The sequence below is a fragment of the Streptomyces sp. SM18 genome, assembly GCF_002910775.2.
GTDB lineage: Bacteria > Actinomycetota > Actinomycetes > Streptomycetales > Streptomycetaceae > Streptomyces > Streptomyces halstedii.
The window spans coordinates 1,069,990-1,095,477 of sequence record NZ_CP029342.1; the positions used below are offsets into that span (position 1 = coordinate 1,069,990).

General features: G+C 74.1%; 24 protein-coding genes. 8 read left to right on the forward strand and 16 right to left on the reverse strand.

Features of this window, described 5'->3' with window-relative positions:
• The first annotated feature begins 344 nt into the window (after nt 1-344).
• The gene (locus tag B9S64_RS04625) at nt 345-710 is read left to right on the forward strand and encodes a DUF1844 domain-containing protein (protein ID WP_103489546.1); all 366 of its coding nucleotides are present in this window, start codon (nt 345-347) and stop codon (nt 708-710) included.
• 94 nt (nt 711-804) lie between these two features.
• Here B9S64_RS04625 and B9S64_RS04630 read toward each other — a convergent pair whose 3' ends face one another.
• Nucleotides 805-1,566 (reverse strand): SseB family protein, encoded by a 762-nt coding sequence (locus B9S64_RS04630; RefSeq protein WP_103489541.1) that lies wholly within the window; start codon nt 1,564-1,566, stop codon nt 805-807.
• A gap of 85 nt (nt 1,567-1,651) precedes the next feature.
• Here B9S64_RS04630 and B9S64_RS04635 point away from each other — a divergent pair, with 85 nt between their 5' ends.
• From B9S64_RS04635 to B9S64_RS04645, 3 genes are all read left to right on the forward strand, one after another.
• Entirely contained in the window at nt 1,652-2,551 is a 900-nt protein-coding gene (locus B9S64_RS04635) for a serine hydrolase (RefSeq protein WP_103489542.1), read from the forward strand.
• Between the two features lie 300 nt (nt 2,552-2,851).
• The gene (locus B9S64_RS04640) at nt 2,852-3,304 is read left to right on the forward strand and encodes a MarR family winged helix-turn-helix transcriptional regulator (RefSeq protein WP_103489543.1); all 453 of its coding nucleotides are present in this window, start codon (nt 2,852-2,854) and stop codon (nt 3,302-3,304) included.
• A 58-nt stretch (nt 3,305-3,362) separates the two neighbouring features.
• Nucleotides 3,363-5,084 (forward strand): MFS transporter, encoded by a 1,722-nt coding sequence (locus B9S64_RS04645; protein WP_103505038.1) that lies wholly within the window; start codon nt 3,363-3,365, stop codon nt 5,082-5,084.
• A 91-nt stretch (nt 5,085-5,175) separates the two neighbouring features.
• On the opposite strand, the gene mycP is transcribed toward B9S64_RS04645, so the two are convergent.
• Nucleotides 5,176-6,372, reverse strand: coding sequence for a type VII secretion-associated serine protease mycosin (mycP, locus tag B9S64_RS04650; RefSeq protein WP_103489281.1), 1,197 nt, complete (start codon nt 6,370-6,372; stop codon nt 5,176-5,178).
• A complete protein-coding gene (locus B9S64_RS34865; protein ID WP_375153040.1) occupies nt 6,369-7,349 on the reverse strand; it encodes a hypothetical protein in 981 nt (326 codons plus the stop codon). Before B9S64_RS34865 ends, mycP begins: the two co-directional genes overlap by 4 nt.
• Before the next feature lie 491 nt (nt 7,350-7,840).
• On the opposite strand from B9S64_RS34865, the gene B9S64_RS04660 reads away from it, so the two are divergent.
• On the forward strand, nt 7,841-9,043 hold the full coding sequence (locus tag B9S64_RS04660) for an amino acid deaminase/aldolase (RefSeq protein WP_103488553.1): 1,203 nt from the start codon (nt 7,841-7,843) through the stop codon (nt 9,041-9,043).
• 76 nt (nt 9,044-9,119) lie between these two features.
• On the opposite strand, the gene ssuE is transcribed toward B9S64_RS04660, so the two are convergent.
• The 10 genes from ssuE to B9S64_RS04710 form a co-directional block, all read right to left on the reverse strand.
• Nucleotides 9,120-9,677 (reverse strand): NADPH-dependent FMN reductase, encoded by a 558-nt coding sequence (gene ssuE / locus B9S64_RS04665; RefSeq protein WP_028444043.1) that lies wholly within the window; start codon nt 9,675-9,677, stop codon nt 9,120-9,122.
• Between the two features lie 81 nt (nt 9,678-9,758).
• Nucleotides 9,759-10,598: an alpha/beta hydrolase gene (locus tag B9S64_RS04670; protein ID WP_103488552.1), complete on the reverse strand. Its 840-nt coding sequence runs from the start codon at nt 10,596-10,598 to the stop codon at nt 9,759-9,761.
• Nucleotides 10,599-10,656: 58 nt separating this feature from the next.
• Nucleotides 10,657-12,000, reverse strand: coding sequence for an LLM class flavin-dependent oxidoreductase (locus B9S64_RS04675; RefSeq protein ID WP_103488551.1), 1,344 nt, complete (start codon nt 11,998-12,000; stop codon nt 10,657-10,659).
• 47 nt (nt 12,001-12,047) lie between these two features.
• Nucleotides 12,048-12,941, reverse strand: coding sequence for an ABC transporter ATP-binding protein (locus B9S64_RS04680; protein ID WP_103488550.1), 894 nt, complete (start codon nt 12,939-12,941; stop codon nt 12,048-12,050).
• Entirely contained in the window at nt 12,938-13,831 is an 894-nt protein-coding gene (locus B9S64_RS04685; protein ID WP_103488549.1) for an ABC transporter ATP-binding protein, read from the reverse strand. Before B9S64_RS04685 ends, B9S64_RS04680 begins: the two co-directional genes overlap by 4 nt.
• A complete protein-coding gene (locus B9S64_RS04690) occupies nt 13,828-14,718 on the reverse strand; it encodes an ABC transporter permease (protein ID WP_103488548.1) in 891 nt (296 codons plus the stop codon). Before B9S64_RS04690 ends, B9S64_RS04685 begins: the two co-directional genes overlap by 4 nt.
• 2 nt (nt 14,719-14,720) lie before the next feature.
• Complete coding sequence (locus B9S64_RS04695) at nt 14,721-15,749, reverse strand: ABC transporter permease (RefSeq protein WP_103488547.1); 1,029 nt, start codon at nt 15,747-15,749, stop codon at nt 14,721-14,723.
• A gap of 67 nt (nt 15,750-15,816) precedes the next feature.
• Complete coding sequence (locus tag B9S64_RS04700) at nt 15,817-17,373, reverse strand: ABC transporter substrate-binding protein (RefSeq protein WP_103488546.1); 1,557 nt, start codon at nt 17,371-17,373, stop codon at nt 15,817-15,819.
• A 536-nt stretch (nt 17,374-17,909) separates the two neighbouring features.
• Entirely contained in the window at nt 17,910-18,857 is a 948-nt protein-coding gene (locus tag B9S64_RS04705; protein WP_258037663.1) for a DsbA family protein, read from the reverse strand.
• Nucleotides 18,858-18,921: 64 nt separating this feature from the next.
• Nucleotides 18,922-19,353 carry an Rrf2 family transcriptional regulator gene (locus B9S64_RS04710; protein WP_103488544.1) on the reverse strand — a complete coding sequence of 144 codons (432 nt, stop codon included), beginning with the start codon at nt 19,351-19,353 and terminating at the stop codon, nt 18,922-18,924.
• Between the two features lie 137 nt (nt 19,354-19,490).
• On the opposite strand from B9S64_RS04710, the gene B9S64_RS04715 reads away from it, so the two are divergent.
• Complete coding sequence (locus B9S64_RS04715) at nt 19,491-20,021, forward strand: cupin domain-containing protein (protein ID WP_103488543.1); 531 nt, start codon at nt 19,491-19,493, stop codon at nt 20,019-20,021.
• A gap of 38 nt (nt 20,022-20,059) precedes the next feature.
• Here the strand turns inward: B9S64_RS04715 and B9S64_RS04720 are convergent, their stop codons facing one another.
• Genes B9S64_RS04720 through B9S64_RS04730 form a run of 3 tightly spaced genes read right to left on the reverse strand, consistent with a single transcriptional unit; the run spans nt 20,060 to nt 23,664 of the window.
• Nucleotides 20,060-20,878, reverse strand: a complete 819-nt coding sequence (locus B9S64_RS04720; RefSeq protein ID WP_103488542.1) for a 3-oxoacyl-ACP reductase — start codon at nt 20,876-20,878, stop codon at nt 20,060-20,062.
• 6 nt (nt 20,879-20,884) lie between these two features.
• Nucleotides 20,885-22,285, reverse strand: a complete 1,401-nt coding sequence (locus tag B9S64_RS04725) for an aldehyde dehydrogenase (protein ID WP_258037664.1) — start codon at nt 22,283-22,285, stop codon at nt 20,885-20,887.
• Between the two features lie 17 nt (nt 22,286-22,302).
• Nucleotides 22,303-23,664, reverse strand: coding sequence for a glutamine synthetase family protein (locus tag B9S64_RS04730; RefSeq protein ID WP_103488540.1), 1,362 nt, complete (start codon nt 23,662-23,664; stop codon nt 22,303-22,305).
• 76 nt (nt 23,665-23,740) lie between these two features.
• On the opposite strand from B9S64_RS04730, the gene B9S64_RS04735 reads away from it, so the two are divergent.
• Both B9S64_RS04735 and B9S64_RS04740 read left to right on the forward strand, forming a co-directional pair.
• The gene (locus B9S64_RS04735; RefSeq protein ID WP_103488539.1) at nt 23,741-24,478 is read left to right on the forward strand and encodes a FadR/GntR family transcriptional regulator; all 738 of its coding nucleotides are present in this window, start codon (nt 23,741-23,743) and stop codon (nt 24,476-24,478) included.
• Nucleotides 24,479-24,591: 113 nt separating this feature from the next.
• A complete protein-coding gene (locus B9S64_RS04740; RefSeq protein WP_103488538.1) occupies nt 24,592-25,332 on the forward strand; it encodes a gamma-glutamyl-gamma-aminobutyrate hydrolase family protein in 741 nt (246 codons plus the stop codon).
• Nucleotides 25,333-25,488 lie beyond the last annotated feature (156 nt).

Consider the following 25,488-nt stretch of genomic DNA (forward strand, 5'->3'; position numbering starts at 1 on the left):
TTTTGGTGAGACCAACCGAGCCGGGGGACGAAAAATGCCCCGGACGGGACACATGCGGGGCTCCTGGTGATACCGGAGCACCGCCGCGTGCAACCGCGGGGCGCATCGGGCGGCTCCATCGTCCGTACGGAACGATGGCTACCGCCTGACCGGTGACCCGCCGTCCCGGGGGACGGTCAGGTGGGAGATCGGAGCCTCCACTTGTGGGCCGGGCACACAGGTGTCCGGCCGGTCGTTACAGAAGGTTAGCAGGCCGCCCGCGCGTGCGCCAATCCCCGCCCACCGCCGTCGGGCCCTCCCTCCCGCGGGAGGGAGGCGTCCGGCCTGGCCTTATCGTGTGGGGCATGAGTGACGCGACCACCCCCAGCAGCGACAACCCCGGCTTCGACGACATGGCCCGCGACATCGCGGAGGTCCCCGCGGTCGAGGTGATCGTGACGGTCGCGGTCAATCTCATGAGCGCGGCCGCGGTGAAGCTCGGCCTGACCGAGGAGGGCGAGCGGCACAAGGACCTCGACGAGGCCCGCAAGCTCGTGCAGGCGCTGGCCGGACTGCTCGACGCGAGCGCCACCGAGATCAGCACGTTCCACGCCTCTCCGCTGCGGGACGGCCTGAAGTCGCTCCAGCTGGCCTTCCGGGAGGCCTCGCTCGTCCCGGACGAGCCCGGTCAGGGCCCCGGCGAGAAGTACACCGGCCCCGTCTACGGCTGAGAGCCGCCCGCTCAGGACTCCGAGCCCGCCGCCCGTCCCCGGGTGGCGGGCTCCTCTTCGTGCCCGGGGCGCCGGGCGGCTCCGTCCGGTGGTGTCAGCGGCTGAAGAGCGGTTCGCCGGGCGCCGAGGTCCCGGCCGGCAGCAGAGCCAGGTCGATACCGCGTACCAGCCGGGCGCGCAGGACCTCGCTGGCCGCCAGGGCGTCGGCGACCCGGCGGGCGGCCTCGGCGACGACAGCGTCCGGGGCGAGGACCAGGGCGAGGGTGCCGTCGGCCTGCCCGGGGCCCAGGTGGGCGCGGAGCACGGCCGGTTCGGCGGCGGCGATCTCCCGTACGGCGGCGACGACCCTCGGGTCGTCCAGCGGGGCGGTGCTGGTGCGGTTCTCGGCCAGGGCCAGCAGCGTCGGGCCGGTCAGCTCGAAGGCGACGGGCCCCGCGAGGTCCAGCACCACGGTGTCGGCCTTCTCGTGCGCGGCGGCCTGGAGCGCCTGGTGCAGGGGGACGGCGACGGGCCGGGCCCCCGGGTCCCAGAGGGCCAGCGCGTCGGTGGAGGTGAAGGCGGGCAGCGCGCGCCGGTCACCGGCCTGGAGCGTCGGCACGGCCATGTCGCTGGTCTTCTCGCGGCGCAGCCCGGCGCCGCGCTTCCCGGGGGTTTCGTGCGCCTCCTCGTCCCCTTCCTCGACCTCGCCGAGCACGGCGACGACCGGGACGAGCAGCCGGGCGCCTCGGAGCGCCGCCAGGACGGGGCCGACGGCTGTCCGGTCCTGGTCCCAGGCGGCCAGCGCGGCCGTCAGCTCGGGAGCGGCCGAGCCGTCGTCGTCGGAGTAACCAGGGTCCGGGATGTTCTTGAGCTCCACGTGACGAGCCTAGTGGGTCCGTTTTCCCATCTGGCCGACAGGTCGGGCACAGGCCGCTGCCAGCTCCGGTTCGTAGCGTCCGGTCATGCCCCGCCACAGCACGCGCAGATCCCGGCTCTCCCTCGCGATGACGGCCGTCGTCCTGCTGGCCGGCTCCACGGCGGGCGGCGCCTACCTGGTGGACCGCGCGTCGGAGGCGGCGCCCGCCGCGGGGGCGCCCGTATCGTCCGCCCCGGGAGCGAGTGAGGAGCCCGAGGTGGATCTCGACGCGGAACTGGCCGCCGCCGTGGCACCGCAGGCCGAGGGCGCCGACATGTCGGTGGCGGTCCGGGCCGTGGACGGCGGGACGGGCGCGGTGTACGGCGACGGGACGTACGACACGGCGAGCATCGTCAAGGTGGACATCCTGGCGGCCCTGCTGCTCCGGGCCCAGGACGAGGGGCGGCAGCTGGACGACGCCGAACTGGCGTACGCGGACGCCATGATCCGCCGCAGCGACAACACCTCGGCCACGGAGCTGCTGAAGGCGGTCGGCGGCGCGGAGGGCCTGGACGCGGCGAACGAGCGGCTGGGGCTGAGGGAGACGGACGCCGTGCACGCGTGGGGGCTGACGCAGACGACGGCGGCGGACCAGGTGCGGTTGCTGGAGGCGGTGTTCGGTACGGACTCGGCGCTGACCGCCGCCTCCCGCGCGTATCTCGCGGAGCTGATGGGGCGGGTGGAGGAGGACCAGCAGTGGGGCGTCTCGGCGGCGGGCACCACGTGGGCGCTGAAGAACGGCTGGCTGCGGCGTACGACGACGGGGCTGTGGGACGTCAACAGCATCGGACGGGTGACGAGCGGCGGGCGCTCCTACCTGGTGGCGGTGGTGTCACGGGGCCACGCGACGCGGGAGGCGGGCATCGCCCTGGTGGAGTCGGTGGCGAAGGCGGCGGTGGACGCGGTGGCGACGCCCTCCGGCGAGGGCCGTACGGGCACCGGGTGACCACCGGCCCGGTCGGCCGACGTGGCGCGTGGCCGGAAAGGCACCGAGTTCCCCCGCCGGTTCCACTGACGTGCGCGGCCGGAAGGGCACCGGGCGATCCCCACTGATCCGGTTCCGCCGACGTGCGCGCGGCCGGAAGGCACCGGGTGCCCGTGCGGCCGCCACTCCCCCGAGGCGGCCGGGCGCGTCCGGGCCGCCGGGCGTGCTCCGGCGCACGGCCCGCGAGCGGTACGGAAACCGACCCTCACCCTTACCGAGCGCTACCTTGCTGCACGTTACACCTAGATGCATAATGCCCCTATGCATGAGTGGGTCACGGAGGATCCGGAACCGGGCGACGACCTGGTCGTGGCGGTCGAGGACCTCGTCCGCCACGTCCGCCGGAGTTCCCTGGCCGGAGGACTCAGCCCCGCGACCGCCTCGGCGCTCGGGCGGCTGGGCCGTGAGGGCCCGCAGCGCCTCACCGATCTGGCCCGCGACGAGGGCGTGTCCCAGCCGAACATGACGCAGCTGGTCAACCGCATGGAACGCGACGGTACGGCCCGCCGCGTGGCCGACGCGCGGGACGGCCGGGGTGTCCTGGTGGAGGTCACCGCCCACGGCCGGGCGGTCCTGCGGCAGCGCCGCGCGGAGCGGGCCGAGGCACTGGCCCGGCTGATCGACGCGCTGGACGAATCGGAGCGCCGGGCCGTGGAGACCGCGCTGCCCGCGCTGGCCCGTGTCATCCGGGACCGCGGCACCCCCGGCACCTGACCTCTCCCCGCTCCCGCATCTCCCTGCCAACCGTTCTCAGACGCTGGAGACATCGCGCATGAGCACATCGCACGGAAAGTCCCCGGGCCTGCTCCGGCAGCCCAAGGCGGTCTGGGCCGTCGCCTTCGCCTGTGTCATCTCGTTCATGGGCATCGGCCTCGTCGACCCGATCCTGCCCGCCCTCGCCGACAGCCTGGACGCCACACCCAGCCAGGTCTCCCTGCTCTTCAGCAGCTATCTGATCGTCACCGCCGTCGCCATGCTCTTCGTCGGCTGGATCTCCAGCCGGATCGGCGCCAAGCGCACCATGGTCGCCGGGCTGGCCGTCATCGTGGTCTTCGCCGCCCTGGCCGGCGCCACCGGGTCCATCAACGGCATCGTCGGCTTCCGCGCGGGCTGGGGCCTGGGCAACGCGATGTTCATCGCCACGTCGCTGGCCGTCATCGTCGCCTCCGCCAGCGGCGGGTTCAGCGGCGCCATCATCCTCTACGAGACGGCCCTCGGCCTCGGGATAGCCGTCGGCCCCCTGCTCGGCGGCGAACTCGGCGCCATCAGCTGGCGCGGCCCCTTCTTCGGCGTCGCCGTCCTGATGGCCGTCGCCCTGGTCGCCACCCTGGTCCTGGTGCCCTCCACCCCGAAACCCGAGCGGCCGACCTCACCCATCGCCCCGCTCAAGGCACTGCGCCACCGCGGCCTGCTGACCATGGGCATCATGGCCCTGCTGTACAACTGGGGCTTCTTCACCATGCTGGGCTACGCGCCCTATCCCATGGAGTTGGAGGCCCACCAGCTCGGGCTGGTCTTTACCGGCTGGGGCCTGCTGGTCGCCGCCTTCAGCGTGTTCTTCGCCCCGCGCCTCCAGGCCCGCTACGGCACCGCCCCCGTCCTGTACGCCAACCTCTTCGGTCTCGCCGTCGTGATGGCCGTCATCGCGGCGGGCGTCGAGACCCCGACCGTGGTGATCGTCGCGGTCATCGCCAGCGGTGCCTTCATCGGCATCAACAACACCCTGACCACCCAGGCCGTCATGCTCGTCTCCCCCGTGGAGCGACCGGTGGCCTCCTCCGCCTACGGCTTCCTGCGCTTCATCGGCGGCGGCCTCGCCCCGTACGTGGCCGGAAAGCTCGCCGACGCGACGGACCTCGGCGTCCCCTTCTACCTCGGGGCCGCCACCTTCCTGCTCGCCATCCCGGTCCTCGCCAGCGGCCACCGCCTGCTCGTCCGGGCCGAACGCTCCACGGGCGACGACGAACCGGTCGGCCCCTCCCTCGTGCCCGTGGGGCGGACCGCCGAGCCGGGCAGCCGTCCGGTCGTGGTCGCGGTCGGCCCCCACGACCGGGCCGCCGCCGTGGTCGACGCCGCCGCCCTCCTGGCCCGTGCGACGGACAGCCCGCTGGAAGTCGTCCACGTCCGGCAGACCGCCGTCGTGGAGGAGCAGGCCGTCGACACGGAGACCGACGAGCAGGCCCGCGCCGCCGTCGGCGCCCACCTGGACCGGCTGGCCGCCCAGGGCGTCGCGGCGACCGGGCGGGTCCTCACGGTCGTCGGGGACCACGCCGCCGCCGGGCGGGCGCTGGCCCGGCACGCCCGCGAGATCGGGGCCCGCACCGTGGCGGTCGGCCGCTCGCCCCGTGGCTCCCTCGCCCAGTTCGCGGACGGCAGCTTCACCACCGCCCTCACCCACGCCGCCGACCGCACGGTCGTCCTGGTGGAGACCGACGACGCGCCCCGGCATCTGACCGCGGACAGCCTGGCGGAACTGCGCGGCAGCGCGCTCTGAGTGACGGCCGCCGGCCCGCGTGGATCAGCGGCCGCCGATCCGGTACGTCAGCGGGTACCGAACGAGTCAGCGGCCCCCGGTACCGCGTGGGTCAGCGGCGGCCGGGGAAGCCGGTGCCGCCGGGCCTGGAGCGCCACAGCACCACGGCCAGGGCCAGCAGGGCGGCGCCGACCACGCCCGCGGTCAGAGCGGGCCAGACCCCCGGGCCCCGGTCCTCCTCCGCGGGGGTGGGGCCGGGGCCGAAGTACCGCCCGCGGTACCCCGCCGCGGCGGACCCGGCCTTCGCGTCGGCCGGGCGGAGCGCCGCCGCGGCCTCGATCGCGGCGGCGGGGTCCACCAGCCCGTACCCGTGGGCGTCGTCGCGGCCGCCCTTCGGGGCGTCGCGGGCGGTGTCCGTGAGCAGGGTCTTGATCTGCGCGGGCGAGAGTCCCGGATGGGCGGCGCGCACCAGGGCGACCGCGCCGGAGACGAACGCGGAGGCGGCGGAGGTGCCCCACTCGATGTAGTAGTGCTGGTCGGGGTTGGCGACGACGATGTCCACCCCGGGCGCGCTGACCGTGGCGTACCAGCGGCGGGTGGAGAACGCCGCGTGCGTGCCGTACTTGTCGACGGCGGTGACGGCGATCACCCCCGGGTAGGCGGCGGGGTAGGAGGGTCGGTCGCCCTTGTCCCCGCTGTTACCGGCCGAGGCGACGACGGAGACGCCCTTGCCCAGGGCGTACTGGACGGCGGCGTCCTCGCCGGGATCGGGGTGGGCGGACTCGCTGTCGTCGCCGAGGGAGAGGTTGATGACGTCGGCGCCCTGGTCGGCCGCCCAGCGGATGCCGTCCGCGAGGGCGGTGCCGCGTGACTCGCGGGCCTTGGTGCGGGACGGGTCGGTGGACTCCAGGATCACCCGGCCCGGCAGGATCTTCGCTTCCGGGGCGATCCCGAGCACGCCCTCGCCGCCGTCCGCGCCGTTGCCGTGGCCCGCGATGATCCCGGCCATCGCGGTGCCGTGCAGGGCCCAGGAGCCGTCGCCGCGTCCGGCGCCGAACCCTATGAAGTCCTTGCCCGGCAGGACCTGTCCGGCCAGGTCGGGGTGGTCGGCGTCCACCCCGGTGTCCAGGACGGCGACGGTGATGCCCTCACCCTTGGTGATCTGCCAGGCCTGGTCGGTGTGCAGGGCCTCCAGACCCCACTGCTGGTCGCGGATGGCGTCCGCCTGGGCGGGTACGGCGGGCAGCAGCGCGAACGCGGCGGCCGCGGCTCCGGCGGTCAGCGCGCGGAGCCGGTGGGGGCGGGTCATTCCGGCTTCTCCGTGAGGTCGGTGATCGTCCGGCGCAGCGTGCGCTCCACCCGGTCGGCGATGCCCTTCGCCTCGTGGCCGAGCCCCGCCTCGGCCACGGGTGTGGTGGCTCCGGACTTCATGGCCGCGTCGGCGGGCTGCGGGTCGGTGACCGTACGCCCGTCGGCGAAGCCGGAGACGGACAGGACGACGACGGGCACCTCGGTCAGCACGTGGACGGTCCAGCTGGCGCGCTGTGCGTCCCCGAACCCGGCGGCGGGGGTCCCCTTCGCGGGATACGTACGGGGCATCAGATCCGTGCGCCGGGCGAGGTGCTGGGTGGTGAAGCGAGTGTCGAGCGCGGTCATCGCCTCGGTGCCGGCCTCGGTGAAGAGCAGGCCGACGGTGGTGACGCTGCTGCGGGTGGCGTCGGTGTAGGTCGCCCGCACCAGGCGCTCGCAGCCGACCGGGCGGAGCGTGGTGAGGAGCAGGGGGTCCAGTCCGGCCGCGCAGTCGCTGTCGGCGGCCACGGCGACACGGGTCCAGACGCGGTCGGTGGCTCCCGGGCCGGCGCCGTCGCCCTTGAGGGTGCGGGGGAAGAGGGTGTCCACGGGGACGTCGCGCCAGGCGGAACGGCCCACGGCGTAGGCGTTGTGGGCCGCCGGGTCGGCCGCCGAGTCCTTGGTGAGCCAGGTGCCGGTGACGGCGCCGCCGACCAGTCCGAGGCCGAGCACCGCGCAGACGGCGGCCGTGGCGGTCCTGGCCCGGTGGCGGGGACGGACGACGCGCAGCTGGGTGGTGGTCTCGGAGGGGGTCTCGGCGTACGCGTACCCGTAGGAGAGGTGGGGCGGGGCGGGGGGCCGGCCGGGATACGGGGTGGGGTGCGCCGCGCCGACGGGCGCGTGCCCCGCGGGGGTGTGCGGCGGCGGGGGCGGACCGGGGTGGGCCGGTCCGGCGGACGCCTGCGGGGCGGGCGGCGCCGGGGGGACCGCGCGCAGCCGGGTGGTCGTCTCCGAGGGCGTGGGCGGGGGGACGGGGCGCAGCCGGGCGGTCGTCTCCGAGGGCGTGGGCGGCGGCTGTTGCGGCGCGCCGGGGCGGGAGGCGGGGGACGCCGGCCGGTCGGAGGCCGTCCCGGAGGACGCGGGCCGGGGCGGCCGCGGCGTCTCGGGGCGGGACGCGGGGGCCGGCCGGGCGGTCGTCCCCGACGGGGCGGGCCGCTGCGGTGCGTCGGGCCGGGACGCGGGGGCCTGGGGCGGTGAGGCCGGGCGGGGCGGCACGGGAGCGCGCTGCGCCTCGGTACTCATCCGGCCCCCTGGTTCGCTTCCCCGCACCGCGCGCGGTTCGCCGTCCCGCACAGGGTGGTCGGTGAACCGCCGGACCCTCACTCTACGGGGTGCGCGCCGCCCCGTGGGACGGGACGGAGGGCGTGGGTGTTCTGCGCCGAACATCCCCCTACCCAGCGGTACGGTCGTTCTGGCAAGCTGCGGACATGACTGCCCGCGCCGCTGACCGGACCCGTTACGACCGGGCCACCGCCCACCTCGACGCCCCCGTCGCCGTGGTGGATCTGGAGGCCTTCGACGCCAACGCCGACGACCTGGTGCGCCGGGCGGGCGGCAAGCCGGTCCGGGTGGCGAGCAAGTCGGTGCGCTGCCGCGCCCTGCTGGAACGGGTGCTCGCGCGCCCCGGGTTCGCCGGGATCATGTCGTTCACGCTGGCGGAGTCGCTCTGGCTGGCCCGCGCGGGCTTCGACGACGTGCTGCTGGCCTACCCCTCGGCCGACCGGGCCGCGTACGCCGAGCTGGCCGCCGACCCGAAGCTCGCGGCCGCCGTGACCGTGATGGTGGACGACCCCGCGCAGCTGGCCCTGATCGACGCGGCGCGGGCCGGTGGGACGGAGGAGATCCGGGTCTGCCTGGAGCTGGACACCTCGCTGCGGCTGCTGGGCGGCCGGGTGCGGGTCGGCGCGTTGCGCTCGCCGCTGCGCTCCCCCGCCCAACTGGCGGAGCTGGCCCGCTCGGTGGTCCGCAGGCCGGGGTTCCGGCTGGTGGGGCTCATGGCGTACGAGGGTCATGTGGCGGGCGTGGGCGACGCGGTGGCGGGGCGGCCGCTGCGCTCCCGGGCGATCCGGCTGATGCAGGCCACGGCCCGCAGGGAGCTGGCCGTGCGGCGGGCCGAGGTCGTACGGGCGGTCCGGGCGGTGGCGCCCGGTCTGGAGTTCGTGAACGGCGGGGGCACGGGCAGCGTGCAGCACACGGCGGCCGAGTCCGCGGTGACGGAGATCGCGGCCGGGTCCGGGCTGTACGTGCCGAGGCTCTTCGACAACTACACCTCGTTCACCGGCCGTCCGGCCGCCCTGTTCGCACAGCCGGTGGTCCGCCGGCCGGGCGTCGGTGTGGTGACGGTGCTGGGCGGGGGCTATCCGGCGTCCGGGGCGGCGGGGGCGGACCGGCTGCCGGTGCCGTATCTGCCCGAGGGGCTGCGGTACGACCCGCAGGAGGGTCCGGGAGAGGTGCAGACACCGCTGCTGGGCTCGCCCGCCGACGATCTGCTGATCGGTGACAAGGTGTGGTTCCGGCACGCCAAGGCCGGTGAACTGTGCGAGCGCTTCGAGGAGTTGCGGCTGATCGAGGGCGACCGGATCACGGCGACGGTCCCGACCTACCGGGGCGAGGGCCGTACGTTCCTCTGAGCGTCCCGCCGCCCCGGACCGACTCCCGGACCGGCCCCCGCCCCGGTGGGAGGGGCCGGTCCGTGCGCGGTCGGGGTCATTCGGCGGCGGCCAGCACGGCGGGACGGCCGCCCAGCACCGCGGAGAACCGGTCCGTCACCTGGTCCAGGGCCTCGGCGGCACCCGGTGCGACGGTCAGGGTCCCGTCCGGGGCGACGGAGAGGTCCGTGTCGAGGGTGAACCAGCCGGGCACGATGTGCGCGGCGCCCATGGAGCTGAGGACGGGGCGCAGTGCGTAGTCGATGGCCAGGACGTGGGCGGTGCTGCCCCCGGTGGCCAGGGGCAGGACGGTCTTGCCGGTCAGCGCGTACTGCGGGAGCAGGTCGAGCAGGGACTTGAGCAGGCCGGAGTAGGCGGCCTTGTAGACGGGGGTGCCGATCACCACGCCGTCGGCACGCTCGAACAGGGCGCTCGCCTCGACGATCGCGGGGTGCCGGAAGTCGGCGCCGAGCAGGGGGCCGGGCGGCAGGGTGCGGACCTCCAGCGAGGTGACCTGGTGGCCCTGGAGCCTGAGCCGGTCGTCGAGGTGGCGCAGGAGCCGTGCGGTGCGGGACGTCGCGGAGGGGCTTCCGGAGACGGACAGGATGGCGGCCATGGGGACCTTCCGGTTGGGGGTGGGTACGGGGTTCGCGGGCGTACGGGTGCGGGGTTCAGGGCGCGTTCGGGCCGGTGGCGCTCACCACGCGCTCGTCCGTACGGCCACGGCGGGCACCAGCGCGTCGCGGAGCGCCTCCAGGAACGAGACGATCTCGGCCGCCACCGCGCGGTGCTGCGTGTCGTTCAGGACGTCGTGGTGGGCGCCCCGGACCACGGAGAGGCGGGCGCGGGGCAGCGAGGTCGCCGTACGGAGCAGGGCGTCGAGGTCCGCGAGCGGGTCGGCGTCGCCGACGAGGAACAGGGTGGGTACGGCGCTCGCGCCCCCGTACGCCGCGTCGAGCAGCGAGTCGGGCACCGGGTCGCCGAGTGAGCCCCGCCGGACCCGGTCGTCGTCGGTGAGCGTGCTCCGGTGGATCGGGCAGGCGGTGCGGACGTCCAGCTCGTCCTCCCACGCGCCGGGGGCGGTGGCCGCGCGGCCGGGCAGCCCGGCGAGCACCACGGCGTCCGGTGCGGGGGCGGCCGGGTGGGCCCCGGGTGCCAGGAGCGCGGCGACGGCGGCGGCTCCGGTGTCGGCCCCCACCAGCACGAGAGGGCGTACGGTCCCGTCCTCGGCCGCGATGCCGTCCACCGCCGCCGCGAGCCGGGCGGCGAAGCGGGCCGACGCGCCGGACGGGTCGCCGGTGTCGAGGTCGGGGGCGTCCACGACCCGGACCCGGTAGGCGTCGGCGGCGAGCCGGGCACCGAGCCGGGCGTAGGTCGCCCGGGTCTCCCCCCGGCCGGGCACGACGACGACCGTGGCGCGGGTACGGAGACCCACGGGGCCCAGGTGGTCGGTGTGGTCGGTGGGGTCGGTGGGGCCCGTGCGGTCGGCGGGACCAGCGCGGTCGCTGAGGTCGGTGCGGCTGGTGCGGTCGGTCATCTCGTCTCTCCGGGAGGTTCGGGCGGGTCGCGCTGGGTCCGGTCAGCCGTTCACGCGCTCACGCGTGCGGCCGTACGCCGCGGGCCCGGGTGTACCGGTTGGCGGGCACGGGCAGCCCCAGGTGGCCGCGGAGGGTGTCGGCCCGGTACTCGGTGCGGTACAGCCCCCGCTTCTGGAGGATCGGGACGACGCCGTCGACGAAGAGATCGAGGTCGTCGGCGGTACGGAAGGCGAGGTTGATCCCGTCGAAGGTGCCCGCGTCGAACCACCGCTCGATGCTGTCGGCGACGGTCCGAGGCGCTCCGACGAACGGCGCCGGGCGGAACGCGTTGAGCGAGGCGGCTACTTGACGTAGCGTCAGGTTCTCCTGCCGGGCGCGCTCGATGATCTTCGCGGCGCCCGTGCGGCCGCCCTTCTCCGCGAGGTGGGCGACGTCCGGGAAGGGGGCGTCCAGGTCGTACGCGCCGAAGTCGTGGGCGCCGAACGAGCGGCCCAGCAGCGCGAGGTTGCGGTCGAAGTCGTCGTCCTCCTCGAAGATCTCCCGCTCCCGCCCGCGGGCCGCCTCGTCGGTCGTGGCGACCACCGGGCTCCCGTGGATGAAGATCTTGATGTGCTCGGGATCGCGGCCGTAGGAGGCGGTGCGCTTCTTGACGTCGGCGTAGTACTCCCGGGCCTGCTCCAGCGAGCCGCCGGGCGCGTAGACCCCCTCGGCCACCCGTGCGGCGAGGTCGCGTCCCTCGTCGGAGACCCCGGCCTGGAAGATGACCGGCTGGCCCTGCGGCGAACGGGAGATGTTGAGCGGGCCGGCGACCGTGAAGTGCTCCCCGGTGTGGTCGAGCGCGTGGAGCTTGTCCGGGTCGAGGAAGACCCCGCGCTCCACGTCGGCGGGGAAGGCGTCGTCCTCGTAGGAGTCCCACAGGCCCCGGGCGACCTCGACGAACTCCAGGGCACGGCCGTAACGGGTGGCGTAGTCGAGGTGTTCGTCGAGCCCGAAGTTCCTGGAGGTGCCGGTGTCGAAGCTGGTCACCACGTTCCATCCGGCCCGCCCGCCGCTGATGTGGTCGAGGGAGGCGAACCTGCGGGCGAGGTTGAAGGGCGAGTTGTACGTGGAGCTGGCCGTGCCGACCAGGCCGATGCGCGAGGTGTGGGTGGCGACGGCGGACAGCAGGGTGAGCGGTTCCAGCCGGTTCAGGTAGTGCGCCGGGTAGCTGGCGTTGATGAACTGGCTGTCGACGATGAACAGGGCGTCGAAGAGCGCGTGTTCGGCCGCCTGGGCCTGCTGGATGTAGTGCCGGACGTCGATGCTGGAGTTCTTGGCGACGCGCGGGTCCTTCCAGAGCCCGTGCTGACCGGGGCCTCCGACGCCGTACGGGTGCAGGGCGAGGTGGATCGTGCGGGACATGGGGTGTTCCTCTCGGTGGTGCGCCCGGATGTCCGGGCACGGGGAGATCAGGTGTGCGGCAGCGCGCGCAGGGCCTCGCGCCGGGCCCGGTCGGCGGAGGCCGTGCGCAGGGTGGGGGCGGAGCCGACGAGCAGGCGGGTGTACGGGTGCGCCGGGCGGTTGACCACGTCGCGGGCGGCGCCGGTCTCCACGAGTGCGCCGTGGTGGAGCACCGCGATGCGGTCGGCGGTCCCGGCGACGGACCCGAGGTCGTGGGAGATGAGGACGAGGGCCGTTCCCGCGGCGCCGAGTTCCTTGAGGATCTCCAGGACCTGGACGCGGTTGGCGGAGTCCAGGGCGCTCACCGGCTCGTCCAGGACGACCAGTTCGGGTCCGCTCATCAGCGCGCGGGCCACCGCGACCCGCTGGCGCTGCCCGCCGGAGAGTTCCGACGGCATCCGTGCCAGCAGGTCGTCGCGGAGGCGTACGCGGTCCAGGAGCGAGCGGGCCCGCGCGGTCGCCTCCGCCCGGCCCCGGCCCTGGATGAGCAGCGGTTCGATCAGGGAGTCCTCGATGGTGAGGTCGGGGTCGAGGCTGCGCAGCGGGTCCTGGAAGACGTACTGGACCACGCCGCGCCGCCGCAGCGCCCGCCACCGGCGGTTGCCGTACCGGGTGACGTCCTCGCCGCCGACGCGGACCGAGCCGGCCGAGGGGCGCACCAGGCCGAGGACGGTGCGGGCGAGGGTGGACTTGCCCGATCCGGTCTCGCCGATGACGCCGACGGTCTCGCCGGGTGCGACGCTCAGCGAGACACCGGCCAGGGCCCGGCGGCGTCCTCGGCCCCGGCCGTAGTGCACGTCGAGGCCGGTGACCTCCAGGGCCGGGCGCGGGGCCGCCGGACGGGCGGGTGTCTCCGCTGCGGGTGGTCCGCCGGTCACGTCCTCGGGAAGTCCGGTGGTCATGAGGACGCCTCCGTGGGGTCGAGGAACCTGTCCAGGCCGTACTGCTCGTGCTCGGCGACGAGCAGCCGGGTGTACGGGTGCCGGGGGTGGTGCAGCACCTGGTGGACCGGGCCCTGTTCGACCACCTCGCCCTGCCGCATCACGAGGACCTCGTCGCAGACCTGGGCGACGACGGCCAGGTCGTGGGAGACGACCACGAGCGCGAGGCCGGACTCCTCGCGCAGTTCGTCGAGCAGGTCGAGGATCTCGGCCTGGACGGTGACGTCGAGGGCGGTGGTGGCCTCGTCGGCGATCAGGACGCGCGGTCCGGCGGCGACGGCGGTGGCGATCAGGACGCGTTGGAGCATGCCTCCGGAGAGCTCGTGGGGGTACTGGCCGTAGACCAGCGCCGGGTCGCGCAGCCGTACCGCCCGCAGCAGTTCGACGGCCCGGTGCCGCGCCTGACGGCGTTTCAGCCCGGTCTTGACCCGGAGGACCTCGGCGACCTGGGCGCCGACCCGGACGGAGGGGTTCAGGTAGGAGGCCGGGTCCTGGAAGACGGCGCTGATCGTGGCGCCGCGCAGCTCGGTCCACCGGGAGGGGGTCAGGGTCGCTGTGTCGGTGCCGGCGATCTCCACGGAGCCGCCGGTGATCTCGAAGTGCCGGGGCAGGATGCCGAGTACGGCGCGGCAGGTGAGGGTCTTGCCGCTGCCGGACTCGCCGACGACTCCGACCGCCTTGCCGGGGGTGAGTTCGAAGCTCACGCCGTGCACGACCTCGCGGTGGCCGGCCCGGTCACCGACGCGCACGTCGCGGACGGAGAGCACCGGCGGGACCTTGGGTGGTGCGGTGGGGGCGGTCGCGGCGGCCTGGGTCCGCTCGGGGGCGGAGCTGGGGGACCGTGGGGTCATCGGGTACCTCCTGCGGAGACGGGGCGGTTCGTGCCGGGGCGCGCGGCCCCGGCCTCGCGGTCGTCGGCCAGGGCGCGGCCCGCCTCACCGGAGACGTCCCGGATCGCGTCGGCCAGGAGGTTGCAGGCCCACACGGTGACCATGATCAACAGCGCGGGCGCCACCGGTCCCCACGGCCGTTGGCCGAGGTAGCCGAGGTCGGAGGCGAGCAGGCCGCCCCAGGTCGGCGCGGGCGGCTGGACACCGATGCCGAGGAAGGTCAGGCTGGAGACGATGACGAAGCCGACACCGATGGTCTGGGCGAGGGCGACCGCGAGGGCCGGGAGCACCTTGACCCGGACGTGGCGGCGCACGATCCAGCCGGTGGAGGCTCCGGCGACGAGGGCCGCCTCCACGTACGGGGAGCGGGCGACGGACAGGGTCGCGGCGCGGGCCACCCGGTAGAAGAGGGGCGAGACCAGTGCGCCCGTGACGAACATGGCCTGGGCGAGACCGTTTCCGAGCAGGGCGATCACGGCGACCGCGAACAGCAGGAACGGCAGGGCGACCAGGGTGTCCGCCAGGCGCAGGGTGACCCACTCGAAGACGCGGCCGAGGTAGACGGAGAGGATGCCGGGGACCGCGCCCACGACGAGGGCCACCAGGGCGACTTCGAGCGAGCCGAGGACGCTGACGCGGGAGCCGTCCAGGAGGCGGCTGAACACGTCGCGCCCCAGGTGGTCGGTGCCCAGCCAGTGGGACCCCGAGGCGGCGGCCAGGACGTGGTCGCTGGTGTCCAGGGGGTCCTGCGGGGCGAGCCAGGGGCCGAGGAGCGCCAGCAGGGCGATCACGGCGAGGACGGCGACGGCGATCCGGCCGGAGGTGAGTGCGAGGACGCGGCGCGTCATGGTCACATCCCTCGTCGGGCGGCCGGCGTCACGCGTGCCAGCACCAGGTTGACGATCAGGTTGAAGGAGACGACGAGCACGATCGACACCACGAGGACGCCCTGCACCGCGGGCACGTCACCGGCCTGGGCCGAGTCGTTGGCGAATCTGCCGAAGCCCTGGAGGCCGAAGATCCACTCCGTGACGACCGAGGCGCCGACCAGGGCGGGGAACTTGAGGCCGAGGGTGGCCAGGGCCGGTCCGATGCCGTTGCGCAGGACGTGGCCGAGGAAGATCCGCCGCGGGCTCAGTCCCCGTACCACCGCGCCCGTCACGTAGTTCTCGCCGCGCGCCGCGACCAGGCCGGTGCGGAGCTGGCGGGCGACGTCGGCGACGACGTCGCAGCTGAGGGCGAGGGCGGGGAGGGTGATGTGGGCGAGCCAGGGGCCGATCCCCTCCTCGGCCGGTACGTAACCCGCCGAGGGGAGGAGGTCGAGTCCCACCGCGAGGACGGCGACCAGGACGATGCCGACGACGAAGGGCGGCATCACCGAGATGACGGTGACCGCCCCGGTGATCGCGCGGTCCGTCAAGGTCGTGGGCCGCAGGGCCGCCAGGATGCCCAGGGCGAAGCCGACGACGACCCCGATGAGCAGCGCGAACGTGGCGATCGAGAGGCTCACCCCCAGACCGAGGCCGATGAGGGTGGAGATGTCGGCGCCGTTGACCCAGCTGGTTCCGAGCTCTCCGTGCAGGACGCCGGCGATCCAGTCCCCGTACTGGACCAGGAAGGGCCGGTCGAGGCCCCATTGGGCCTCGATCCGCTGGATCGCCTCGGGGGTCGCGTCTTCGCCGAGCTGGATCCGCGCCGGGCTGAGTCCGCTCAGCGACCGCAGGGCGAAGGTCACGAAGGTCGCCACCAGGAACACGGGGACGAAGATCGCGACCGACCGGGCGAGGACGCCCAGGATCCGGCCGAGCGTGTGCCGCACCCGGGCGGCGGCGGCCGCGCGGTACTCGTCGGGCACGGTCCAGAGCGCGGTCGTGGTCATCGGGTTGCCTCCTGTTCCGCTTCTGTGGTGAGGGGAAAGGCCGTTCCATACGGGACTTGACGGCCCGTCATTCGCCGGTGACGGTGACGCCCGTCCAGTCGATGTGGGCCGGGTTCTTCGGCAGACCGGACACCGCGGGGCTCTTGACCATGAGGTTCGGGGAGGAGTACGTGAAGACCAGGGCCTTGCTCGCCAGGCCCGCCCGGGTGGCCCTCCGCAGGACCTCCTGGTAGTCCGGGGCGTCCAGCGGGGTGCGGCGGACCGTGGCGGTGGCCTCCTCGAAACCGTCCGGCTCGTACGGCGAGCTGAGGTTGAGCGGGCCGTCGGGGCCGAAGTGGGCGGTGAGGGTCTGCACCGCGGAGTCGCGGCCGGTGGTCGAGTACAGCGAGAAGGCCAGGTCCTTGGCGAAGAACGGGGTGGCCCAGTTCTTGTCGATCCTGATGGTGACGGTGATGCCGACCGCCGCCAACTGCGACTGGACGATCTCGGCCTGCGGGTCCTCCGAGGGGATGACCAGCTCCAGCTTGAGGTCGCCCGGGGCGTGACCCGCTTCGGCGAGGAGCTTCTTCGAGGCGGCCGGGTCGTACGGGTAGGCGTTCTCCGACTCGGGGTCGTAGGCCTCGTACCCCTTCGGGAACGGCTGGTCGGTGACCTCGCCGTACCCGAACGTCAGCTTGTCCACGAACTCCTGGCGGTTGACGGCGTGGCGGACCGCGTCCACGACCCGGTCGTCGTCGAAGGGCGCCTTGTTGATGTTCAGGCTGATGTTGGAGGCGTTGAAGCCGGGCAGCACGAAGACGTCCAGACCGGCCTTCTCGGCGGTCTCCGCCTGACTGGGGTCCAGGTCCGCGAAGTTGTAGACACCGGTACGCAGTCCGGAGACGACGGTGGAGGCGTCCGGGGCGGACACCAGCTCGACCTTGTCGATGTGGATGTTCTCCGCGTCCCAGTAGTCCGGGTTCTTCTTCAGGACGGCCTTGGTGCCGGGGATGAGCTGCTGGACGGTGAACGGCCCTGCGCCGACCGGGTTCTGGTCCAGCTTCTCCGGGGAGGCGGCCGCCTTGGGGCTGGCGATCTGGAGGACGCGCTGGCCGAGGAGTTGCGGGATCTGGTAGTCGACCTGGGAGAGGTGGAGCACCGCGTCCAGTCCGTCCGCCTCCACGGACTCGATCGAGGTCAGATCGCCGAAGAGGGCGGAGTTCTTCTGCTCCTTCGCCCGTTCGACGGCGGCCTCGACCGCGGCGGCGTCGACCGGCTCGCCGTCGCTGAAGGTGAGCCCGGGGCGCACATGGAAGGTGACCTGGTCACCGGCCGCGTTGTACTCCCAGCTCTCGGCGAGGTCGGGGACGGCCTTGCCGCTCTCGTCGGTGCGGGTCAAGGAGGCGTACACCAGGGAGAGTTCGCGGAACTGGGCGCCGCTTCCGGAGACCACCGGGTCCCAGTGCGCCGGAAAGTAGGACGAGGCCCACTTCAGTGTGGCGGCGCCACCGGTCGCCGAGGAGGAGCCGCCGCAGGCGGTCAGGGCCGGGACGAGCAGGGCGACGAAGGCGGTGGTGAGGGCCCCGGCGCGGCGGACCGGCCGGACGGAGGGCCGGGGACGGTGGTGCGGCGTATGTGCGAACATCTGATGACTCTCTGTGATGATCCCGGCCCGGCTCAGGGCATGCGGGACCGGGAGGCGGCGACGGCTCGGTACGGCCCCCGCGCACGCCTCGGCCCACGCCGGAGGGCGGGCCGGGGGTACGGCGGCGTACCCCCGAGGGCGGAACGGGAGGGCGGGAGCCGGGCTTTCACCGTGCGAGGACGCGGAGAAGGGGCCGGGCGGGAGGACACCCGCGCGGAGGCGCAACCGTGTGACGGTACGCGCCGCTACACGGAGTCGGTCGCGCTACACGGGGGCGGGGACGCGGGAGAGGCGGTGAGGGCGGACGCGGCCGGCGAAGGGGCGGCGGGCCGTCGGCGGGTGCGGACGGCGGTGCCGGTGGGCCGGATGCGGGCGGTCAGCGACAGAGAGCGCTGGAGGTGCGCCGCAGGTCCACATAGCGGCACACCACGCCGGGGTGCGTCGTGAGCATGGTGCACATCCTGGGGGCATCCGTCGGCGGCTGTCAATGGACACCAATCGGTGTCTCATTCCGCGAAACGTGCTCCGACCGCGGATCAGGGCTCTGGGACGGCCGGAGGAACGAGGGCGGGATGCGTCGCGGCCTCCTCCGGATGAAGCCACACGGGACCGTTCGCGGTGTCCACGCGTACGGCCTCCACGGGCCGGGCTCCGCCGGTCAGCAGGGCCAACTCCGGTCCGGTCAGGCTGCGGTAGCGCTCCAGCGCGGCGGCCGGGTCGATCGGCCGCAAGGGCCGGAGCAGTCCCGGAGCCAGGGCCTCGACGGCGCTCGCGTACGCCTCGTAGGGCCGCCACCCGGGGACCACGCGGTGTCCGGCCGGTGAGCGGAAGAGCAGGGTGGGCAGGGCGTAGCGGTGACCGCCGTCCGGGGTCTCCTTGGCCGTGCCGGGGTGCGGCGAACCGCTCTGCCCGGCCAGCACGTCGGCGACCGGGCGGCGCGCCTCGGCCCGGTCGGCGCGTACCCCGTCGAGCGTGGACAGTGACGCGGCGTCAGCTCCGAGCCGCGCCGGGTCGAGGCCCGGCACCCCTCGCGCCGCCGCCAGGGCCAGGGCGGTGGTGTCGGCCGGTTCGCCGCAGACGAAGACGCTCTCGCGCAGCCGTCGCAGGACCCGGTCGGCCGTGTCGGAGCCCTGGAGTCCGGCGGCCCTGGCGACGAGCGAGGCGGGCCAGGAGCTCGCCGCCACCCGGCTCAGCCCGGCGGTGTGGGGGGCGAGCGTGTGCGTGCCGATCTCCGCGACATGGCGGGTGTACCAGGCGGTCTCGGCGGCCGGGTCGGGCGGCGGGTCGTCGTCGTGGTCGAACAGGACGGCGTACACCCGGCGCCAGCGGACCCGGCCGGCCGACGCGGCCCGCAGCGCGCGGAAGACGGGCTCCGCGCCCCAGGCCCAGGGGCACAGCGGGTCGGTGTACTCCACCACCTCCACCCCGGACTCCACCCCGGCCCCCACGCCGGACTCCGCCCCGGCCCCTACGCCGGACGTCACCGTGGGCCTCACGCGGACCCCCCACCGGACTTCACCGTGGACGACGGCGGCCGCGGGACGCCCGTCACGCCGCGTCGCTCCGGCCCCGGTGGCGCGCGGCCGCGGACAGCAGCGTGGTCAGCGACTGCGCGGCCAGGAGCGCGGTGGCCCTCTCCTCGACCTCGCGCCACACCCCGGGCAGGGGCGCGGCGGGACCGGGGTAGTCGAGGCCCGCCAGGGGCTCTCCCCGCAGGGTGAGTACGTCGCCGTCGACGGCGCGCACGACGTCCAGCAGGGTGATCTCCCCGGCCGGCCGGCCGAGCCAGTACCCCCCTTCGCAGCCGCGCTGGCTGCGCACCAGGCCCGCCTTGCGCAACTCGCCCACCACGGACTTCAGGAAACGGAACGGGATGCCCTGCGAGGAGGCGATGGCCTCGCAGGTGAGGGGGCGGCCGGGCTCGCGGGCGAGCTCCAGGAGAGCGCGCGTGGCGTAGTCCGCCTTCGCGGAGATATGCATGCGGACATCATGCCCGCACGACCGGTCCGACGGGCGGGTTCATCGCTTCACGCCCTCTGTTGCGGCAACGTTGCCGCAGGTGAAGCACAAAGGACACCTCTTGACATCTTTTTCTCCGGGGTCCTAGCGTCCCAGCCATGAACGAGCCGTCGACGACCCCCGGTGAGGGCTTCCACCCTCATCTCCCCGACTCCCCGGACCGCTCCGCGGCGCCCCTGCACACACGTCTGCACCACATCCGCGCCGACGCGCTGGACGGGGGCACGGCGCAGACCGGCGGCATGCGCCGGTTCGCGGCGGTCAGCGGGAGGACGGTCGGGTCCGAGAAGCTGTGGATGGGCCAGACCCATGTGGCACCCGCGACCGCCTCCTCCGACCACCACCACGGCGCGTCCGAGACCGCCATCCATGTCGTCAGCGGGCACCCGGAGTTCGTCTTCGTGGACGACTCCGGCGAGGAGCCGGAGGAGATACGCCTGCGCACCTCTCCCGGCGACTACGTCTTCGTCCCGCCGTACGTGCCGCACCGGGAGGAGAACCCGGACCCCTCCGAGGAGGCCGTGGTCGTCATCGCCCGCAGCACGCAGGAGGCGATCGTCGTCAACCTGCCCCGCCTGTACGCCCTTCCGGCGGACGGGGGCGGGGAAACCACCCGGCCGCCGGACTGAGCCCCCGTCACGGCCGGGCCCACGTCCCCGGACACGTCCTACGACGGCGTCACGTACGCACCCGAGATGCCGCCGTCCACCAGGAAGTCCGTGGCGTTGACGAAGGAGGAGTCGTCGCTCGCCAGGAAGGCGACGGCGGCGGCGATCTCCTCCGCCTCGGCGAACCGGCCGAGCGGGATGTGCACCAGCCGGCGTGCGGCACGCTCCGGGTCCTTGGCGAACAGCTCCCGCAGCAGAGGCGTGTTGACCGGCCCCGGGCACAGCGCGTTGACCCGGATACCCTCCCGGGCGAACTGCACGCCGAGTTCACGGGAGAGCGCGAGCACCCCGCCCTTGGAGGCGGTGTACGAGATCTGGGAGGTGGCCGCGCCCATCCTGGCCACGAACGACGCGGTGTTGATGATCGAGCCGCGTCCCTGGCGCCGCATGTAGGGCAGGGCGGCCTTGCAGCAGAGGTACACGGAGGTGAGGTTGACATCCTGCACCCGCTTCCACGCCTCCAGGCCCGTGGTGAGGATGGAGTCGTCCTCGGGCGGTGAGATACCGGCGTTGTTGAAGGCGACGTCCACGCTCCCGCCGGTCTCGTACGCGACCCGGAAGAGGGCTTCGACCCGCTCGGGGTCGGTGACGTCCACGGGTACGAAGGTGCCGCCGGTCTCGGACGCGGCGGCGGCGCCCGCCTCCTCGTCGATGTCGCCGCAGACGACATGGGCGCCCTCGGAGGCCAGGCGGCGGGCGGCCGCCAGGCCGATACCGCTGCCCGCGCCGGTGACGACGGCGGTACGGCCCACCAGCCGGCGGCAGACGGGTCCGGTGGAGGGGGCGGCGGGCCGCTCGGGCGTCGGGTCGGTGCTCATACGCGTTCAGTCCTCCGTGGAGATGAAGACGTTCTTGGTCTCGGTGAAGGCCGCGAGGGCGTCGGGCCCGAGTTCGCGGCCGAGTCCCGACTGCTCACAGCCGCCGAACGGGGTCCAGTAGCGGACGGCGGAGTGGGAGTTGACGGAGAGGTTCCCGGCGCGGACGGCCCCGCAGACGCGCAGCGCGCGGCCGATGTCGCGGGTCCAGACCGACCCGGCCAGGCCGTAGTCGGTGGCGTTCGCCAGCCGGACGGCGTCGGCCTCGTCCTCGAAGGGCAGCACGACGGCGACCGGCCCGAAGACCTCCTCGGTGGCCACGGGCGCGTCGGGGCGTACGCCGGTGAGGACGGTCGGCGGGAACCAGAACCCGGGGCCGTCCGGAGCACTCCCCCGCAGGGCCTCCGCGCCCTCGGGGACGTATCCGCGGACCCGCTCCAGCTGGGTGCGGGAGATCAGCGGCCCCATCTGGCTCCGCGCGTCCGCCGGGTCACCGACGACGACCGAGGCGAGGGCGGGGGCGAGGAGTTCCAGGAACCGGTCGTACACCGTGCGCTGGACCAGGACGCGGGTACGGGCGCAGCAGTCCTGGCCGGCGTTGTCCAGGAAGGACATGGGGGCGGCGGCCGCGGCGGTCTCGAGGTCGGCGTCGGCGAAGACGAGGCTGGGGCTCTTGCCGCCGAGTTCGAGGGTCAGCCGCTTCACCCGGTCCGCGCAGCGAGCCATGACGTGCTTGCCGGTCCGGGTCGACCCGGTGAAGACGATCTTGGCGACGCCGGGGTGGGCGACCAGGGCCTCGCCGGTCACGTCACCGGCTCCGGGCACCACCTGGAAGAGGTGCTCGGGCAGGCCCGCCTCCAGCGCGAGCCGGGCCAGGTGCAGGGCGGTGAGCGGGGTGGTCTCGGCCGGTTTGAGGAGGACGGCGTTCCCGGCGGCCAGCGCCGGGGCGGCCGCCCAGGCGGCGATCGGCATCGGGAAGTTCCACGGGACGATCACGCCGACGACGCCGACCGGCTCCAGGAGGGTGAGGTCGATGCCGCCGGGGACAGGGATCTGACGGCCGGTCAGGCGTTCCACTCCCCCGGCCGCGTAGTCGAGCAGGTCCCGGACGTTGGCGGCCTCCCAGCGGGCGTTGCCCAGGGTGTGGCCGGCCTCGGTGACCTCCAGGCGCGCGAGCCGCTCGCCGTGTTCGTCGACGAGGACGGCGAAGCGGCGCAGCAGCCGGGCCCGGTCGGCGGGGGCGAGCGCGGCCCAGACTCGCTGGGCGGCGGCGGCCCGGGTCACCGCGGCGTGGACCTCGGCGGCGGAGGTGGCGGGGACGGTGGCGACGTGCTCCTCGGTCGCCGGGTTCAGCACCTCGTGCTCATGGACGGCGGGGCGCGCGGAGGCCTCGGAGATCGCGGGGGTCAGGGGGGTCACGGTGTGCCTCACAGTCGTTCGAAGGAGCGGCGGAGCTCCCAGTCGGTCACCGCGGCGTCGAAGGCCTCCAGTTCGACGCGCGCCATGGTGCGGTAGTGGGCGACGACCTCCTCGCCGAACGCCTCCTTCGCGATGGCGCCGGACTCCCAGAGCTCGGCCGCCTCGCGGAGGGTGGCGGGGATCCGGTCGTATCCGGCGGTGTAGGCGTTGCCCTCGCAGGGTTCGGGGAGTTCCAGCCCGTGTTCGATGCCGTACAGCCCCGCGGCGACGAGACCGGCGACCGCGAGGTACGGGTTGACGTCGCCGCCGGGGAGCCGGTTCTCCAGGCGCAGGGACGGGCCGTGGCCGACGACCCGCAGGGCGCAGGTGCGGTTGTCGTGGCCCCAGGCGACGGCGGTGGGGGCGAAGGAACCCGGCTGGAACCGCTTGTAGCTGTTGATGTTGGGTGCGTACAGCAGGGAGAACTCGCGCAGGGCGGCGAGCTGCCCGGCGAGGAAGTGCCGCATGAGGGGGGACATCGAGCCGTCCGGGTCCGCCATGACGGGGTGTCCGCCGGTGTCCCGGAGCGAGAGGTGGATGTGGCACGAGTTGCCCTCGCGCTCGTTGAACTTGGCCATGAAGGTGAGCGCCATGCCCTCCTGGGCGGCGATCTCCTTGGCGCCGGTCTTGTAGACGGCGTGCTGGTCGCAGGTGACAAGTGCCTCGTCGTAGCGGAAGACGATCTCGTGCTGGCCGGGGTTGCACTCGCCCTTGGCGGACTCGACGGTGAGCCCCGCGGCGGCCATCTCGTTGCGGACGCGGCGCAGCAGGGGCTCGATCCGGCCGGTGCCGAGGACCGAGTAGTCGATGTTGTACTGGTTGGCGGGGGTCAGACCCCGGTAGTCGCGGTCCCAGGCCTGTTCGTACGTGTCCTTGAAGACGATGAACTCGAGCTCGGTGCCCACCTGGGCGGTCAGGCCGTGCGCGGCCAGCCGGTCCAGTTGCCGCCGCAGGATCTGCCGGGGCGCGGCGGCGACCGGTGAGCCGTCCTGCCAGGCGAGGTCGGCCGTGACCAGGGCGGTGCCCTCGTGCCAGGGGATCCGGCGCAGGGTGGCCGGGTCGGCGTGCAGGGCGAAGTCGCCGTAGCCGCTGGACCAGGAGGACATGGCGAACCCGTCAACGGTGTTCATGTCGGTGTCCACGGCGAGGAGGTAGGCGCAGCCCTCGGTGCCGTGTTCGAGGACCTCGTCGAGGAAGAAGGGGGCGGCGAAGCGCTTGCCCTGGAGCCGGCCCTGCATGTCGGTGAAGGCGAGGACGACGGTGTCGATCTCACCGTCCGCGACGAGCGCGCGCAGTTCCTCGGTCCGGAGCGGGGGTGTGCGGTCTGCCACGGGGTGCTCCTCTGTCGGCCGGGCGGTTGGCTTAAGGTATGGCAGCAAACCTTTGGGGGGAAGGGGAAAACGCGACATGACGGAAGAGACCGGTGCGTCCGGGTCCTTCACACGCCTGTTGCCGGTGCTGCGGCCGGTCCGCGGCGGCAACGGCTTCGAGGAGGCGCTCGAACAGGTCCTCCAGGTGATCCGGCTCGGTCTGGTGCCCGGCGGCGAGCGGCTGCCCCCGGAGCGCGAGCTGGCCGAGCGCCTCGGGATCAGCCGAGTGGCCCTGCGCGAGGTGCTGAAGGTGCTCCAGGAGCAGGGGCTGGTCGAGGCGAGACGCGGACGGTACGGCGGTACGTTCGTGCTCACCCGCACCCGTCCGGCCGACGGCGGGGAGCTGCGCCGCCGGGTGGCGGGGGTGGACCTCCAGGACGTGCTGCGCTTCCGTGAGGCGCTGGAGGCCGGGGCCGCCGGGCTGTGCGCGGCGCACGGCCTCGACGGGGAGGGCGCGGACCGGCTGCGTACGGCTCTGCGGGCGACACACGAGGCACCTCTGCCCGACTACCGCAGGCGTGACACCTTCTTCCACCTGACGCTGGCCGGGCTCTCGGGGTCGCCGACCCTGGCCGCCCAGTACGCCGCCGTCCGGGCGACGGTCAACGACCTGCTGGACTGCATCCCGCTGCTGGTGCGCAACCTGGAGCACTCGCAGCACCAGCACACGGCGCTCGTGGACGCGGTGCTGGCCGGTGACGAGGAGACCGCGTGCGCGGTGGCCCGCGAGCACTGCGCCGGGACGGCGGCGCTCCTGCGGGGCTTTCTGGCTTGAACCCGCCCTTCCGGATCACCTCTCTTGCGCGGCGGTCGGTTACGAACAAAGGTATGGCGCATCACCATTGCACCGGGCCGGTCGGCAGACCCGCCCGCCGGAAGGACCGCGCCATGCACGAACCGCTCATCGGTGTCACGACGTATCTGGAGCCCGCGGCCCGCTGGGGCGTCTGGGAGCTCCCCGCGGCGGTCCTGCCCTCCGCCTATCCCCGGCTGGTCCAGCGCTCCGGCGCCCTGGTGGCGCTGCTCCCGCCGGACGACGCGGAGCGGGCCGGAGCGGTCGTGGCCCGGCTGGACGGCCTGGTGATCGCCGGCGGCGCCGATGTCGATCCCGGACTGTACGGCGCGGAGCGCGACTTCAGGACCGGGCCCCCGGCGCACGAGCGGGACGCCTGGGAAGTCGCCCTGCTGCGGGCGGCGATGGCCGCGGGCGTCCCGGTGCTGGGCATCTGCCGTGGGATGCAACTGCTGAACGTGGCCCTCGGCGGGACCCTGACCCAGCACCTGGACGGCCACACCGGCCCGCTCGGCAAGGAGGGCGTCCTCGGGGAGCACCCGGTGATCCCGGTGCCGGGGACCCGGTACGCCTCGCTCGTCCCCGCGACGGCGTCCGTCCCCACCTACCACCACCAGGCGGTGGAGCGGCTCGCCCCGGGACTGGTGGCGTCGGCGCACGCGGCGGACGGCACGGTGGAGGCGGTCGAACTGCCGGGCGAGGCGCCATGGGTGACGGGGGTGCAGTGGCATCCGGAGATGGGCGACGACCTCACGCTCATGCGGGCGCTGGTGGAAGCGGCCCGGTCCGCGACGGCCGCCCGTGCGGGGCTGTCCCCGGCCACCGTCCGGGCCTGAGCGACACCGTCCCTCTCCGCCCTAGCGGAAACGTTTCGCCACTGCCGGGAGGCGGGTGACCCGAACGGCGGACGACGCACCCGGGAGGCGGGCGGACCCGGCCGGCGGATCGTCGGGGCGCCCGGCGAGCGGGCCGGCGTCACCTTCCGCCTCTTC